The sequence below is a fragment of the Bradyrhizobium canariense genome, from assembly GCF_900105125.1.
Classification (GTDB): domain Bacteria; phylum Pseudomonadota; class Alphaproteobacteria; order Rhizobiales; family Xanthobacteraceae; genus Bradyrhizobium; species Bradyrhizobium canariense_A.
In genome coordinates, this window is the sequence record NZ_LT629750.1 from 608,960 (window position 1) to 623,828 (window position 14,869).

The following is a 14,869-nucleotide window of genomic DNA, read 5'->3' on the forward strand; positions in this document are numbered from 1 at the left end:
TCCCATGATTCCGATCCCACGGAAGTCTTCCCCCGATGCCAAGCGCATGATCGACGAGCACAAGGAGTGCATCGATTCCATGAAGGGAGTTGCCGGCAATAGCGTGCTCAAATGCGCAACGCCCGGCGATACCACCACGGTGACCGGCGGCATTCACGAGGACTTTCAGCTCAACCGCGTTCTGCTGCGCATGCGCGCCCAGCCGGCCAAGGGCAAGCTCGTCGTCGTGTGCACCAAGGTCGAGAAGGAATGGCGCATCGCGCGGCTCTCGGGCATTCGGGGGGTGCCTCCGGAGTTCGCCACCGACAAGGTCTATGACAACGAACAGGACCCCCAGCACGACATCTTCCTGATGCGGCTAGAAGAGTTCGCCGAGACCGACGGTTTTCCGGAGCACTTCCGCGAGGGGTGGAAGCGACGGGATGATATGTGGACCGTGACCTGATTTCCTAACGAAAAAAGTAAAGCAAACGCTGAGGGCACAATCATGACGTGGATGAAGATTACCGGCTATGCGGACAAGTTCAGCGTCCATCCGGGGGATACGATCAAGTTTTTTGTCAATTGCGACGGGCCTGCCGAATACCAGGCAGAAATCGTCAAGATGATTCACGCCGACACCAATCCGCGCGGTCCTGGATTCATCGAGGAGTCGATCAAGGCCACGTGCGACGGTACCTACAAGGGAATGAAGCAGGAGATCTACAGCGGCTCCTATGGCTACGTAGCCGACAAGCCGCAATTCTGCGTCGAAAGCGTGACGCTACAGTGCTGGATCTGGCCGACCACGCCGAAGACGCATCCCAAATACTGGAAGCACGGCGCGCAGGGCCTGGTCACAAAATGGCTCAATGGCAAGGGATACGGCCTCTTCATCAATGAGGATGGATGCGTTGAATTCCGCGTCAATGACCAGGTCATCTCGACGGGTGCGCCGCTGCGCGATCATGCCTGGCATTTCGTGGCGGCATCGTTCGACGCCAAGACCGGCGAAGCTATTCTCTATCACGAGCCGCAGATCGTGTACGCACTCGATCCGGAGATCCCGCCGGTCAAGAAGAAGCTCGCCGCCAAGCTGGCCTACACGCCGGGCACACCGACGGTGATCGCCGGCTATTGCGGCGCGTTGAGCGACGCGCCGCAGGCCAAGGCGTCGGTGCCGGCCGGCATCCTCATCAAGGGGCATTACAACGGCAAGATCGACAGTCCGCGGATCTCCAACCGTGCCTTGAGCCGACTCGAGATCGAGACGATGAAGCTCGGCGCGCAGCCGGGGCTCAGCGAGCGACGAAATTCCGGCCCGACCGGCAAACTCTCCGAGGCGATCGTCGCCTCATGGGACTTTTCGGACGGCATCAACACCCTCGCCGGCAAGGACAAGGGGCCCTATCTGTTTCACGCCACCATCGTCAATTGTCCGACGCGGGCCATGACCGGCTACAATTGGGAAGGCCAGGTGTTCGACTGGAAGACTGCGCCCGAACAATATGGCGCCATCCATTTTCACGACGACGATATCGACGACGCGCGCTGGGCCACCAGCTTCGAATGGACGGTGCCGAAGGGGACCAGCAGCAAGTTCTACGCCGCCAAACTGACCTCGAAGGATGGCGGGGAGGATTACATCCCGTTCTGGGTGGTGCCGCGGGTTGGCGAGGAGACCGCGAAGATCGCCTACATGGTCCCCACCATCAGCTACATGGCCTATGCCAACGAGCACCTTGCCAACAATGCTGGCGGCGCGGAACTTCTCGTCTATCGCGTGCCGATCATGCAGCAACAGAACATGTTCCTGTCGGAGCACCGTGAATACGGCGGATCGATCTACGATACCCACACGGACGGCAGCGGCCTCTGCCTTTCCTCGCGGTTGCGGCCGATCCTCAGCATCCGGCCGAAATACGATCACTTCCTGGCGCAGGCGCCCTGGCAATATCCGGCGGACCTGCACATGATCTACTGGCTGGAGAAGAAGGGCTACGAGTACGACATCATCACCGATGAGGATGTCACCTATGACGGCCTCGCGCGGCTCGAAAACTACAACGTCATCATCACGGGGTCGCATCCCGAGCACAACAGCGGACCGCAGCTCGATGCGCTCCACAACTACATGCAGCGTGGCGGCCGCTTCATGTATATGGGCGCCGACGGCTGGTACTGGGTTCACTCCTACCATCCCGGCTATGACGGTCTGGGTCGCGGCATCGTCACCGAGATGAGGCGCTGCGAGTCCGGCATCCGTACCTGGCGGGCCGATCCCGGCGAGTACTATCACCAGGGAACCGGCGAACTCGGCGGCATGTGGCGCTTCCGGGGCCGCTATCTGCACACAATCGCGGGTACTGGTATGTCGTCGGAAGGCTTCGATATTTCCAGTTACTACTCGCGCACGCCGGAAAGCAACGACGAACGCGTGGCCTGGGCCTTTGAAGGCATTACCTACGACGAGAAGCTCGGCAATTTCGGTCTGGTCGGCGGCGGTGCCGCCGGCACCGAGCTCGACATCGTCGACACCATGCTCGGCAGTCCGCCCCACACTCTCGTGGTTGCAACCTCGGCCGGTCGGCACACCGAAGGCTACCTGCTGGTCATGGAGGATTATGGCTTCAACCAGCAAGGTCTGGACGGAACGCAGCATCCACGTGTTCGCTCGGATATCGCCTACCACGAGACGCCGAACGGCGGCGCTTCGTTTGCCTTCTCGTCGATCGCCTTCTGCGGCGCGCTGCCGTGGAACAACGGCGACAACAATATCTCGACGCTGGTCGGCAACGTGCTTAACCGCTTCATGAAGGATGGTCCGCTGCCGACGCCGAGTCCGGCGGCGATCATTCATCGCGGTCGTGCCGATTACGACCAGCCGATGAACAAGGCTCGAAAGTAGCGCGCGGCGGAAACTCGGGAGGCGGCGATCGCACCAATACGCGATCGCCGCCCGTCCGGAAACGAGGCAGACGATGTTGGCTCATCCCGATACGGTCTTTATCGACGAAGGCATCGATTTTCTCAATCCACAACTCTATTCGGCGTGTCGCGCCCCATTCGGGATGGCGACGGTTCTTCCCCGCCGCGCCTACACGTCGGAGGTGTTTCAGCGTCTCGAAAATGAGAAGGTCTGGACGCGGGATTGGGTCTGTATCGGCACGGCGCCCGAAATTGCCAATCCTCTCGATCTTCTGCCCTACACGATCGGCCAGCATGCCATTCATGTTCAGAGATCGGAGGATGGCGAACTGATCGGACGCTTCAACAAGGCCCAGCACGGCGGCTGTCGCGCCATTCCGGCACAATGCCGGACCGGCAAGAAGACCAAGTGTTCCTACACATCGTGTGGTTACAGCCGTGACAGCGAGGTGATTCACGGCGAATCCCTCTCCGAGATGACGCCGCAGATGGGGCAATTTCTGGGTGCCATCCCGGAGCGTCTTCTGCCGGTGAAGGTCAAGACCTGCGGACCGCTGATTTTCGCCAACATCGATCCAACGCCTGGAACAAAGCAAACCCTGCACGGTCCGGAATGGACCGAGAATTTGGTGCGTCTGGAAGGCCATTGGCAGGAACACCGGGCGAACTGGAAGCTGGCTGGGGCGGCTATTGTCGATGTAGCGCGTTCCTGCCTGAGCGGCGGTGGTGGCGCCACCAACTACGTCAGTGCCGAATGGGCTTTCCCGAATCTCATCCTAGTCCGGTCACGCCATGCCACGCTCGTAGTGGTGTTGCAGCCGACCGCGATGGATCGGACGCTCTGGCGATTGTCGTTCTTTGCCCAGCCGGAGCTTTCGCATTCAACGCATGAGGTTGCCTGCGGCAAGCTGCTGGGCCTGCTCGACCAGGCGTCAGCGGTTGCGAAGTCGCTGCAGTCGGAAATCGAGATGTCGCTGGCATCGGACCTCACGGAGCGCACCCGCGCGGGCTGGTCATTCAATCAAAGGCTGATTGGACGGATCGCGGAACACCATGTCGCCTATTGGAATGCACCATTGATGCGGGCTTGAGCGGGAAGAATCGATGATTCTCAGCGTGCAACAGGTCAAGTACGAATTCCTCGCCTATATCAAGGAATTCGATGAGACGTTTTCCAACTGGTGCGTCGGCATCTCCGATTCCCCGAAGCAAACCCTGTTTGAACGGCATGGCGTGCGCGATGACGCGGATCCCTGGCTGTACAAGCAACTCTTGACCCATCGTGCGGCGCGGACCGTCTACGACTATTTCGTCGAGCATCTGAAGACGGCGGGGATTCAGCCGGCGGCTAGCTCGAATGATTTCGACTGCGTCTATCTGTTCAAGATGGCGACGCATACGCGGCAATGAGGAGAGTGCGATGTTGACCACCGCCGATGGTGAGGCCGCCTTCAACGACCGCAATTACGAGAAGGCGCGCGAGATCTGGGAACCGCTAGCGGAGCGCGGCCAGGCCGAGGCATGGCTGGGCTCGCTTTATGCCAACGGGCTTGGAACCGAGCGGGACGCGGCGCGCGCCTTTGCGCTTTACCGGCGCGCAGCAGAAAAAGGCAACCCGCTTGCGGCCAACAACGTAGCGGTGATGTATGCCAAGGGTGACGGCGTCGCGATCGATCCTGCTGAAGCCGCATCATGGTTTCGCCGGGCCGCCGAACAGGGCGATGCGTTCGGCCAGTTCAACTACGCGGTCGCCTTGACCAAGGGGCTCGGCATCACCGTCGACCTGCCGCAGGCCGTCGAGTGGTACCGTAAGGCTGCGCAGGGCGGTCACTATCCGTCTCAGGCGCGTCTTGGCTATTGCTACGCCAAGGGCCTCGGCACGGCGATCGATCGTATCGAGGCGTTTGTCTGGCTCAGCGCCGCCGCGCGGCACGGCGTGGGGCTCGCAATGGCCGAACTCGAGGAAATCGTGCGAGCCATGGACGAAGAAGAGAGGCTGGAAGCTCGGCGGCGCCTCGCCGAGCGGCTCGGATCTCAAGGGACGACGCGGTTGTCGGCCTGACGGCCGCACGCCCGTTCACGCAGCGGCTGGTGCAGGCAGAGCCAAAAGCTGCCGATGCCTTGTCCAAGGCCGGCTACTCCAAGGCCGGCTACGACCTGAGCGAGCTGGCGCCGTCCCAGTGAGGAGGTCATCAGCGCACGGGGAGCAACTCCCGATAGGCGACTTATGTGCGATCAAATGGCTCCCCATGGACGAGGATGGCCTGTCGCTTCTTTCGCAGTCTTTTTCTTTTGCCGAAGGTCAATAGCTCGGCTGCGATGTCGCTCCTCCTGATGACGCGCGATGGCCTTGTGTGCACACCGACCTATTCGGGGCGCAAGCGTGCGAAGGCTGGTGCCCGCGTCGGCGATATCGAAAATGCAGCAGAACGGCGCCGACTTTGCCGGTTTCGCGACCCGGCTCGACATGACGCTGGCGCATCTCGATATGTTTGCGATGTCTGAGGCACCAGGAGTGGAACAGCTATACCGCGCACGTCACGCAATGGGAAAGGGACGCTCGACATCTGAAACCGTCTTCGGTTGAAGCGCAGCGCGCAGTATGGCGCGATCGCGCAACTTGCCGCTGGAGACAGTCAGCTTCGTCGCGGATAGATGATGATGGACAGATATGTCATGGGCGCCTTGATCAATTCTTCGGGGCCATGGCGTCCGGCAGCATCGAAGAACAGGGAATCTCCCGGATCCAGGACGTAACTGCGGTCAGCGTGGCGATATCGGACCTTGCCTGTCAGCATGTAGATGAACTCGACGCCAGCATGCCGGAAGTCGATATAGGGCTCGGCATCGGCTTTGAGGGTGATGAGATAGGGCTCCACGATGATCTCGCCACCGAGCGAGTGCCCGAGCAGATCGTACATATGCCCAGCCTTGGTGCCGCGCCGTTCGATCCGCACGCCCGCTCCCGCCTTGACGAAGGAGCAGTCGCGCTGCTCGCCGGTCTCGCGAAACAGTCCGGCGATCGGAACGTTCAAAGCCTTTGCCAGGGCCGACAGCGTGGAGAGAGAAGGAGAGATCGAGCCGTTCTCGATCTTCGACAGCATTCCGGTCGAGATGCCGGAAGCAGCACCCAGTTCCGAGACGGTCAGGTCAAAGCTTTTTCGAAGCCGCCTGACCTCGGCGCCGATTTCGGATTCGAGGGTTGGTGCCGCCTCTTTCGGCGCGGACGAGCCCGTCAGAAGCACGCTGTCTTTTTTTCTTGGCGCAACAACGGCTTTCCGACTTTGAACGACGGCTTTCTTCACCATCTGTATTCCCCTAAAATCGAATGTCCCGGATGCGGCTGCATCGTTGATGTCTCGCAATGTGCTATCTTATTGTTTCCTGTAAGGAAATATGAATTGTGGCGCCGTCCCCAGCGGTTGCAGCCTGGCGCCTGACAGGCGCGTCTGCGCGGTACTCACAAATTGATTGGGAAACCCAGCCAGTGTATCAGAATCGCGCATGTCAAATCGTGAGGTAGAAAAAATGGCCGAGGCCGACTTGGACGTTGTCATTCGGTCCATTGCGAAGAAGCAGCACAAGAGCCTGATGGACGCGGCCAAGAAGCGGCACGGCCGATTTATGGGGCTGGCCGTCAAGGCCAAGGATAAAGAGAAGAAGGCGCGATTCAAGCAAATCGCAAAGGACACGTTGCTGCTGGCGGGCGCTGCGGCGAGGCGGCTGCAGGTCACGGCGGAAAATGCGGCCGATAGCTACCTGCGGTCAATGAAGAAGGCCGCCGAAGCGCAGCCAGTGAAGAAGCCCGTCAAAAAGAAGAAAGACTGACGCCGAACTATCAGCAAGCGAACCATATTTGTTCGCTTGTGCCGGGGTGAGGTCATCGGGTCAGATGATGCATTTTCCGCCTCGACGCGGTCTCATCGCCTCATCAACACAGACAAGATTTTCGGTACGCGCAGGGCTTACTTCCCCGTAAAACGCGGCTTTCGGCCCTCCCGCACGGCGGCGATGCCTTCATCGACGTCATGCGTCCATTCCAGCGCAGCGCGAAGCGCGTCGGACAATTCGCGGGCTGCGCGAAAGCCTGACTCCTTTCGGGAGCGGACGATGCGCTTGGTCCCACGCGTCGCCAACGGTCCGTTGGCGGCGATGGCGTGGGCGAGACGATCGATCTCGGCATGGACGCCGTCTTTCGGCACCACGCGCTCGACCAGACCGATCCGCTCCATCTCGATGGCGTCGATTTCCCGGCCAGTGCAGAGCAATTCAAGTGTCCGGCCGACGCCGATAATATCCGGAAGCCGAACCGGAGCGCCGGCGCCGGGAAAGCCGCCCCATTTGGCCTCGGGAGAGGAGAGGCGGACATGGTCGCCCGCGATCCTGATGTCGCAGGCGAGGATCAGTTCGACCGCGCCGGCGCGAACGTAGCCATTGAGTCCTGCGATCACGATTTGCGGTAACGCCTCGATCGCATCGAAGGTCTCATTGGCCAGCCTGATCAACTGCAGGACCTGATCCTTGGCCAATTCGCCCCGCAAGGCAGGCGTTAAAATGCCGGTCGAAAAGCATTCGTTGCCCTCGCCAGTGATGGTGAGGACCTGGATGTCGGGATTTGCCGCAAGATCGTTGGCAATCGTTCGCAGTGACGACAGAAGATGCTGCGACAGCAGATTCTGGCTCTCCGGGCGATCGAGCACAATCTTCGCAATTCTTCCTTCGATCCGAAAATCTGGCCCGGTCATCCTATGCCCCTCCTGCATTGAAGCATTTGCGCCATTGCACCACTTTTCGGCCGGTTGCCCGCATTCAACCGGCACGTCGTTGAAGCCTTGTCTGCGATACAAACAACGCAATGCCGAATTTTTCGGCCGACAAATTATATCAAGTTGTGTGTGTCATGCATTTTTCACGCAGTCGTGGTGGCGTCGCTGGTCGGGTTGCCAAGGTCATTGCCGGAAATTGCGGCACCGATGGTTTAAATCTCGGCGTGATTTCTGCCATGCCAAAAAGATCCTGATCAAACACAAATTGTCATGACTGGATTATTCGCTGCTTCAAGATGAATCCGAAGCGCGCTTCTCCAACCGAAAATCGCCGCATTCGCGATCTACTTTTGGCTGAGAGTGGTCAAAGAAACACTTTGTTAAGCGCGTTCATCCCACCGAACACGACGGCGAAGTAATTCGCGATCGCTCACCTTGCCAACTCCCATCGACCTCGTCGCCCAGCCTCTGGAGAAACTGAATGTCGCGCGTTGCTGCGGTTTTTGCCGTTATATTCGCTTTGATCGCGGCAGTCCCTGCAGACGCGGCCGAGTTCGGGACCAGGGATGAAGCGGCGGCGATGGTCAAACGCGTGCAGGACAAATTCAAGAAGGACGGCCCCGAAGCGACTTTCCGGGCCATCAACAGTAAAGCGCCAGGGTTTGTCGATCGCGATCTTTATCCGTTCGTCACCGAGTTGACCGGTCTTTGCGTTGCCAACGGGGTCACGCCGGCAGTGACGGGAAAAAACCTGATCGATCTCAAGGATCAGGACGGCAAATTCATGATCCAGCAGTTCGTCAAAACGGCCAGCACGGCTCCCGGGCGCGGTTGGGTCGATTACCGCTGGCTCAACCCGGTCACGAAAACCATCGAAGACAAATCGGCCTTGATCGAGCGGATGGGCAATTATTTCGTCGGCGTCGGCGTATATAGAAACGAGCAGCCCAACGAAAATACAATTGGCCTCATATCCGGCAGCCCGAATTCAGACGATACCTATCTGCAGATCGCCTACGATCTGGCTGACGTGCTCAACGACGGCGACAACCTTCGCATTCTCCCGATCGTTGGAATTGGCGGCCCGAGGAACATCCGCGACGTGCGGTATTTGCGCGGTGTCGATATCGGCCTCACGCAAACCAGCATCCTCAACAATTTCCGTCGATCGAACGAGCGAATGGGCCAGAACGACGACAAGATCGTTTACATCGCCAAGCTGTTCAACGAGGAGGCGCATCTCGTTGCGCGATCCAACATCACCTCGATTGATCAGTTGCGGGGGCTGAAGGTCAATCTCGATGCGAAAGGCAGCGGCACCAGCTATTCGATGCGCGATGTCTTCCAGGCCCTTGGGATTCCGATCGAAGAAGTCAGCATGTCGCAGACCGAAGCCTTCGAAAAAGTCAAAAGCGGCGAGATAGCGGCGACCGTTCTCATTGCGGGCAAGCCGGTGCGGTCGATGTCCAAGCTGACCCTCGAGGATGGCCTGCACTTCGTTTCAATTCCGTACCCGCAGCAACTCATGAATGACTATTATCCCGCCGTGCTCACGCATAATGATTACCCCGACATCGTTCCGGCAGGTCAATCCGTCGACACGATTGCGGTTGGCGCGGTCCTCATCGCGTATAATTGGCCGAAGACCAACGTCGATCGCTATCGGCGGGTTCAGCGCTTCGTCGAGGCATTCTTCCCCAAGATCGCGGAATTCCACAAGGCGCCACGTCATCCGAAATGGCGTGAAGTCAACCTTGCAGCGACGCTGCCGGGTTGGACCCGGTTCGGGGCGGCGCAAGACTGGCTCGATAGTCAACGCGCCGGCACCGAGGCAAGCGCGGATGTTCAGCCAGGTGTGCGTCAGACGGCAATGCCATTAGCCGGCATCGCGAGCCCCGACGCTCCGCAAAGAAACGACGTACTTTACCAGCAATTTCTGCAGTGGAAGAGAGAGCAGGGCCGATGACGTTCTTGCTCCCAACGGGAGAGGTGAGGGAGTCGGCAGGTAAATCCGGATGATCTCGCAGGCGCGTATGCAAGCCGGCAAGATCGCGCGGATGGATGGTCTGGGCTTGTTACGCCGGTTGCTCGCCGTCGGCATCGGCCGCGACAATTCCCGCGCCTGCTTTCGGCAGTTCGGTCCACAAATAATCAACGAAAGCGCTGATACGGACGGGCCGGTAGCGCGACGGCGGGTAAGCCACCGACAGCATCAGAAAGGGCGGATGCCATTCCGGGCAAAGCTCGATCAATCGGCCCGAGTTCAGGTCGTCCTGAATGGCCCAGAACGGCAAAATCGCGTATCCGACGCCCTCCCGCACGGCTTCGATCGCGGCATAGATGTTGTCGGTGTTGAACGCGGCGCGGATTTTCAGCGTCACGTTCCGGTGCCGCGGGCCTGTCAACAGCACCTCCTCGGATACGAAGGTAAACAGAACCACGGCAGGCAGCCGCTCGAGTGTTTTCGGATCGGTGACCGCGCGAAAGCCTGGCGCCGCCACGATGGTGCGATCGATCCTCCAGAGATGGCGAACGATGAGACCGAGTTGGCGAACCGGTCCGGCGCGGATCCACAGATCATAGCCGCCAGCGGCGAGATCGCCGGGCTGATCGATCAGGCGCCAATCGATCGTGACCGCGGGATGCCGAACCAGAAATCGCGCGGCGATGGTGGCCAAAATCGTCTGGCCCAGGGCGACGGGCACCGCGACCCTGATCGGCCCCGTGAGTTCCTCGCGCTCGTTCCGCAAGGTGTCGATCGAGGTCTCCCAATCGGCCAGCATCGCTCTCGCATCTTCGAGAAAGCGGGTGCCTGCGTCCGTCAGCGCGAGATCATGGGTGGATCGCCGCACCAGCTGAACGCCGAGCAGCGCCTCCAATTGCCTGAGCTGACGGCTGGCGGTCGGCTGCGATATTCCGACCGATTGCGCGGCCGCGGAAAGCGAGCTGGTCTCGGCGATCCGCACGAACAGCCGCATGAATTCGAAACGGTCCAGGGTTTTCATCGGAAGGCCACCGTTATTCGTAATACGAATAAGCGCATTTCACCTGGAAGGTCTACCGTTTCCCCGAAACCTCTGCGCACACTGCGCCGGGGGAGTTGCTCAGGCTTCCAAAAACAGGCCGGTCCAGCCGGCTGCGGCGGGCGAAATCCAACGGGATAACGGCCGGAAACAAAAAGGGGCATCATGTCGAGTTCAGTAGCGAGCGCCAGCGATCTTCGCTGGTACCAAGGCATCGACCGCAAGCTGTGGATCATCCTGGCCGTCACCTATGTGGGATGGCTGCTCGATTCGATGGACCTCAATCTCTTCACCGTCGTGCTGGTGCCGAGCCTGCGCGAATTGCTGGGTCCGCAGGCCAGTCCGCAAACCATCGGCTATTATGGCGGCGTGATCGCGGCGGTTCAGCTGCTTGGTTGGGGCGTCGGCGGACTGATCTTCGGTATCCTCGGCGATTATTGGGGCCGCTCGCGCACGCTGTGCATTTCGATCGTGGTCTATGCGTTGTTCACCGCACTGTCCGGCTTCGCGGCGACCTGGTGGCAGCTCGCTATTTTCAGGTTTCTGATGGCGGCGGGTGTCGGCGCCGAATGGGCGATCGGCACCGCTTTGATCAATGAGACCTGGCCGCAGCGGTCACGGGTCGCGGCGAGCGGCGTCATGATGTCGGCGTTCGGCTTTGGCTATCTGCTGGCCGGCATCATCAATCTGGCCGTCGGCTCCTATGGCTGGCGCTGGGTATTCTTCACCGGCGTCATCCCGGCGATCCTGATCGCGTTCGTCTGGCACGAGGTGCCGGAATCCGAGCGTTGGCAAAACGCGGCGCGCCGCCGCAACGATGCGCAGCAACGGCTTCGATCAGGCGGGGCGGCTTCGCAGGAAGACAAGAAGCTCACGGAGTTCACGTTCCTGGGCCTGTTTCAGCCGCCCTGGCTGCGCAACACGGTGGCGGCGACGATCATGTCGTTCGCGGCGACGGTCGGATTCTGGGGCACGCAGACATGGATCCCGGCCCGTGCTGCCGAATTGGCGGTCGCGGGCGGCGCGAGCCCTGTGCAGATCATCAGCATCGCCATCATCATTCTCAACTGCGCGGCGGTGGTCGGCCTCCTGATGTTTGCGTGGCTGACCGAACTGATCGGCCGCCGGCCGGCCTTCGCGTTGGGATGCATCGGCAACATGATCGTGTTGCCGATCGTCTTCCTGGTTCCGCAGAATTATCAGACGCTGTTCATGCTGCTGCCGCTGATGGGCCTGTTTACCAACGGAATCCTCGGCACCTTCACGCCTTACTTCCCGGAACTGTTCCCGACGCGTTTGCGCGCCACCGGTGTCGGCTTCTGCTTCAACATCGCCCGGATCTTTGCCTCGGTCGGGCCGTTCATCGCGGGGTCGCTGGTGGTGGCATTCGGCGGCATTCCGAAATCCGGAGCCATCATGGCGTTGAGCTACGCGATCGGACTGATCGCGGTGTACTTTGCGCCCGAGACGCGCGGCAAGCCGCTGCCGGAATAGATCATGCGCGTCGATTTGCTCATACCGGGCCTGCCGGCCAAGGCCGATCATTTCCTGTTCGGCATCTGCTCGCTGTTGCTGCTGCGCGACGGCAAGCGGACGATATTGTTCGACACCGGGCCCTTCCGCGTGCGGCCGACGCTGATCGCAGCGCTGGCCGCGCACGGCCTTACGCCCGAGCAGATCGACACGGTGTTCGTGTCGCATCTGCATTGGGATCACATCGAGAATATCGATCTGTTTCGCCATGCCGAAATTCTGGTTCCCCGGCTGGAATTCGAATACGCCGCCGCGATCCGTCCCACCGATTGGGGCACACCGCCTTACGCGCGCGAGATGCTGCAGGGGATGCGGATCGAACTGCTCGATGATCGCGAGCAGGAGATATTTCCCGGCGTGAGAACTTTGCTGCTGCCGGGCCATTCGGTCGGACTGCAAGGGCTGGTGGTGCAGGCGGAACAGGGCGCTCTCGTGCTCGCCAGCGACGCCCTGTGGTCGGCGCGGGATGCCGTTCGCGGACACCCGGACGTCGCCTTCTTCGATCCCGCCAAGGGACAACAGAGCCTTGATCGGGCGCTCCGTGCCGGTGCGGTGTATTATCCGGGGCATGACAGGCCATTCACGCTGCAGGATGGTCGCGTGAACTATCTGGCTCAGTACACCTATCAGCTGCGCTTTTCGTTTCAGCCCGACGGGCGCGATATCCGGACCATGATTTCGACCGAAGACCGGCCACAGATGATCTCGAAAGCAGGGGCATCCGACCATGTCGCCTGAAATCAAACCGCCGGAAATCGAACTGCTCTTCACCGGCCTTGCGGCCGAGGCAGACAAATTCCTGGTCGGCGCGTCAACCGTTGCGCTTGTTCGCAGCGCGGGCGAGTTGATCCTCTTCGACACCGGCCCCTATGCCTACCGGCCGATCCTGCAAGGTCGTCTGCGCCGCGCCGGCATCGACCCGGCCGATGTGAGCAAGGTCGTGCTCTCGCACCTGCATTGGGACAACGCGGCGAATGCCGACCTGTTCGGCAACGCCGATATTCTCGTGCATGAACGCGAACTGGAAGCGGCGGGTCGGGCAGCCGCGCGTGACCCGGCCATTCCCGAATACACCGTTCGCGCGATCAGAAAGCTGCGGCTTCGCCCCGTGGCGGCCGAGATCGAATTGGCTCCCGACCTGCGCATCGTCGAGCTTCCCGGCCACACCCCGGGATCGATCGGGCTCATGGTGGGGCGGCAGCTTCTGGCCGGCGATGCCGTCGGCAGTGCGAAAGAGGCCGTGGCCGGACAGATCGCATCATGCGCGGGCAGGGAGCAGGAAGCTGCCACGAGCCTGAAGAAGGCGCTGGCGACCAGCGATATCATTTATCCCGGGCATGACCGGCCATTCCGGGTCGGGCCTCCGATCGCCTACATCTCCGACTACGAGCTTAGGATCAGACTGTTCGTCGATCCATCGGGGCAGGATGAAGAGCTTCATTTCGGCGCTGCGGCGGCGAAGTCGTTCGCGACCTGGCCCGGCAACTGACGGCACGCATGGCCAGCGTGGGGCGAAACGGTCCTCGCCTCGGCGCTTCGGTTACGCTATGGCAGGCTCGATCATTCACGTTGAAGGCAGAAGGCATTCCCGATGGCATCCACTCCGCAGCAAAAGGTCATCATCACCTGCGCGATCACCGGCAACCTGACCAAACCGGAGCAATCGCCTTTTCTGCCGATCACCCCGCAGCAGATCGCCGACAGCGCGCTGGAAGCCGCAGAAGCGGGCGCTGCGATTGCGCATATTCACGTGCGCGATCCCGCAACCGGCCGTCCGTCGATGTCGATCGATCTGTACCGCGACGTGGTGGATCGCATCCGCGCCCGCAACGCGCGGCTGATCATCAACCTGACCACCGGTCCCGGCGGGCGGTTTGTTCCCTCTGAAGAGGATCCGAAGGTAGCAGGGCCCGGCACGACCTTGATGGCGCCCGAACGCCGGGTCGAGCATGTCGAAATCCTGCGGCCGGATATCTGCACGCTCGATCTCAACACCATGAATTCCGGCGGCGAGGTCGTGATCAACACGCCGCGCAACGTCCGCAAGATGGCCGAGCGCATGAAGGCGGTGGGCGTTCTGCCCGAGATCGAGTTGTTCGACAGTGGCGATTGCCACCTGGCGCGCGACATGTTCGCAGACGGTTCCCTGAAGGGACCGGGGCTGTTCTCGCTCGTGCTCGGCGTCAAATACGGCTTCAACGCTTCGCCCGAAACCATGCTCTATGCCCGCGACCTGCTGCCGCCCGGTGCGATCTGGTCAGGCTTCGGCATCGGCCGTTCCGAGTTCCCGATGGTCGCTCAGGCCTATCTGCTCGGCGGTCATGTGCGCGTGGGCATGGAGGACAATCTCTATATGTCCAAGGGCGTGCTGGCCAAAACCAATGCCGAGCTGGTCACGCACGCCGCCGGTATTTTGCGCAGCGTGGGGGCGACGGTTGCCTCTGCGGCCGAAGCGCGGGCAATGCTCGGCCTCTCCTAGTTGCATGTCGATGCAGCGGGTGTGATTTGCCGCATAGTCCGTGGATGGATGGCTTCATGCCATAGACGCAGTGCTGGGCGCTGAAAAATGGTGTATCCGCATGCCTCATGCAGGGCGGCCGGGATTGTTCCCGAGCCACAAGACCATGAACCTCAGAGGAA

Annotated in this window: 15 protein-coding genes and 1 pseudogene; 13 read left to right on the plus strand and 3 right to left on the minus strand. The window is 60.7% G+C overall.

The features are described 5' to 3' along the window. Positions 1-4 precede the first annotated feature (4 nt). From BLV09_RS03000 to BLV09_RS37830, 6 genes and pseudogenes are all read left to right on the plus strand, one after another. Positions 5-445: a N,N-dimethylformamidase, small subunit gene (locus BLV09_RS03000; RefSeq protein ID WP_146686271.1), complete on the plus strand. Its 441-nt coding sequence runs from the start codon at positions 5-7 to the stop codon at positions 443-445. A 42-nt stretch (positions 446-487) separates the two neighbouring features. Then, the gene (locus tag BLV09_RS03005) at positions 488-2,887 is read left to right on the plus strand and encodes a N,N-dimethylformamidase beta subunit family domain-containing protein (RefSeq protein ID WP_100382471.1); all 2,400 of its coding nucleotides are present in this window, start codon (positions 488-490) and stop codon (positions 2,885-2,887) included. 73 nt (positions 2,888-2,960) lie between these two features. Then, the gene (locus tag BLV09_RS03010; RefSeq protein ID WP_146686272.1) at positions 2,961-3,998 is read left to right on the plus strand and encodes a ring-hydroxylating oxygenase subunit alpha; all 1,038 of its coding nucleotides are present in this window, start codon (positions 2,961-2,963) and stop codon (positions 3,996-3,998) included. Between the two features lie 13 nt (positions 3,999-4,011). Beyond that, positions 4,012-4,317: a hypothetical protein gene (locus tag BLV09_RS03015; RefSeq protein ID WP_146686273.1), complete on the plus strand. Its 306-nt coding sequence runs from the start codon at positions 4,012-4,014 to the stop codon at positions 4,315-4,317. Positions 4,318-4,327: 10 nt separating this feature from the next. Continuing rightward, on the plus strand, positions 4,328-4,969 hold the full coding sequence (locus BLV09_RS03020; protein ID WP_146686274.1) for a tetratricopeptide repeat protein: 642 nt from the start codon (positions 4,328-4,330) through the stop codon (positions 4,967-4,969). A gap of 292 nt (positions 4,970-5,261) precedes the next feature. Then, positions 5,262-5,434: pseudogene (locus tag BLV09_RS37830) on the plus strand (type III glutamate--ammonia ligase); the annotation flags it as partial. A gap of 109 nt (positions 5,435-5,543) precedes the next feature. Here BLV09_RS37830 and BLV09_RS03025 read toward each other — a convergent pair. After that, positions 5,544-6,215, minus strand: a complete 672-nt coding sequence (locus tag BLV09_RS03025; RefSeq protein WP_100382467.1) for a helix-turn-helix domain-containing protein — start codon at positions 6,213-6,215, stop codon at positions 5,544-5,546. 220 nt (positions 6,216-6,435) lie between these two features. Here BLV09_RS03025 and BLV09_RS03030 point away from each other — a divergent pair, with 220 nt between their 5' ends. Further along, positions 6,436-6,735 (plus strand): hypothetical protein, encoded by a 300-nt coding sequence (locus BLV09_RS03030; RefSeq protein ID WP_100382466.1) that lies wholly within the window; start codon positions 6,436-6,438, stop codon positions 6,733-6,735. 137 nt (positions 6,736-6,872) lie between these two features. Here BLV09_RS03030 and BLV09_RS03035 read toward each other — a convergent pair whose 3' ends face one another. Then, positions 6,873-7,652, minus strand: a complete 780-nt coding sequence (locus BLV09_RS03035) for an enoyl-CoA hydratase/isomerase family protein (RefSeq protein ID WP_167558609.1) — start codon at positions 7,650-7,652, stop codon at positions 6,873-6,875. Positions 7,653-7,762: 110 nt separating this feature from the next. On the opposite strand from BLV09_RS03035, the gene BLV09_RS36955 reads away from it, so the two are divergent. Together BLV09_RS36955 and BLV09_RS03040 are read left to right on the plus strand one after the other, a co-directional pair. Continuing rightward, the gene (locus BLV09_RS36955; RefSeq protein ID WP_167558610.1) at positions 7,763-7,927 is read left to right on the plus strand and encodes a hypothetical protein; all 165 of its coding nucleotides are present in this window, start codon (positions 7,763-7,765) and stop codon (positions 7,925-7,927) included. A 227-nt stretch (positions 7,928-8,154) separates the two neighbouring features. After that, entirely contained in the window at positions 8,155-9,639 is a 1,485-nt protein-coding gene (locus tag BLV09_RS03040) for a TAXI family TRAP transporter solute-binding subunit (protein ID WP_146686276.1), read from the plus strand. Between the two features lie 109 nt (positions 9,640-9,748). Here the strand turns inward: BLV09_RS03040 and BLV09_RS03045 are convergent, their stop codons facing one another. Beyond that, complete coding sequence (locus BLV09_RS03045; RefSeq protein WP_100382463.1) at positions 9,749-10,678, minus strand: LysR family transcriptional regulator; 930 nt, start codon at positions 10,676-10,678, stop codon at positions 9,749-9,751. A gap of 183 nt (positions 10,679-10,861) precedes the next feature. On the opposite strand from BLV09_RS03045, the gene BLV09_RS03050 reads away from it, so the two are divergent. From BLV09_RS03050 to BLV09_RS03065, 4 genes are all read left to right on the plus strand, one after another. Beyond that, the gene (locus BLV09_RS03050; protein WP_146686277.1) at positions 10,862-12,190 is read left to right on the plus strand and encodes an MFS transporter; all 1,329 of its coding nucleotides are present in this window, start codon (positions 10,862-10,864) and stop codon (positions 12,188-12,190) included. Positions 12,191-12,193: 3 nt separating this feature from the next. Then, entirely contained in the window at positions 12,194-12,967 is a 774-nt protein-coding gene (locus tag BLV09_RS03055) for an N-acyl homoserine lactonase family protein (protein WP_146686278.1), read from the plus strand. Next, on the plus strand, positions 12,957-13,718 hold the full coding sequence (locus tag BLV09_RS03060; RefSeq protein ID WP_146686279.1) for an MBL fold metallo-hydrolase: 762 nt from the start codon (positions 12,957-12,959) through the stop codon (positions 13,716-13,718). The genes BLV09_RS03055 and BLV09_RS03060 overlap by 11 nt, the downstream gene beginning before the upstream one ends. Before the next feature lie 102 nt (positions 13,719-13,820). Further along, positions 13,821-14,708, plus strand: coding sequence for a 3-keto-5-aminohexanoate cleavage protein (locus BLV09_RS03065; RefSeq protein ID WP_146686280.1), 888 nt, complete (start codon positions 13,821-13,823; stop codon positions 14,706-14,708). The last annotated feature ends 161 nt before the right edge of the window (positions 14,709-14,869 follow it).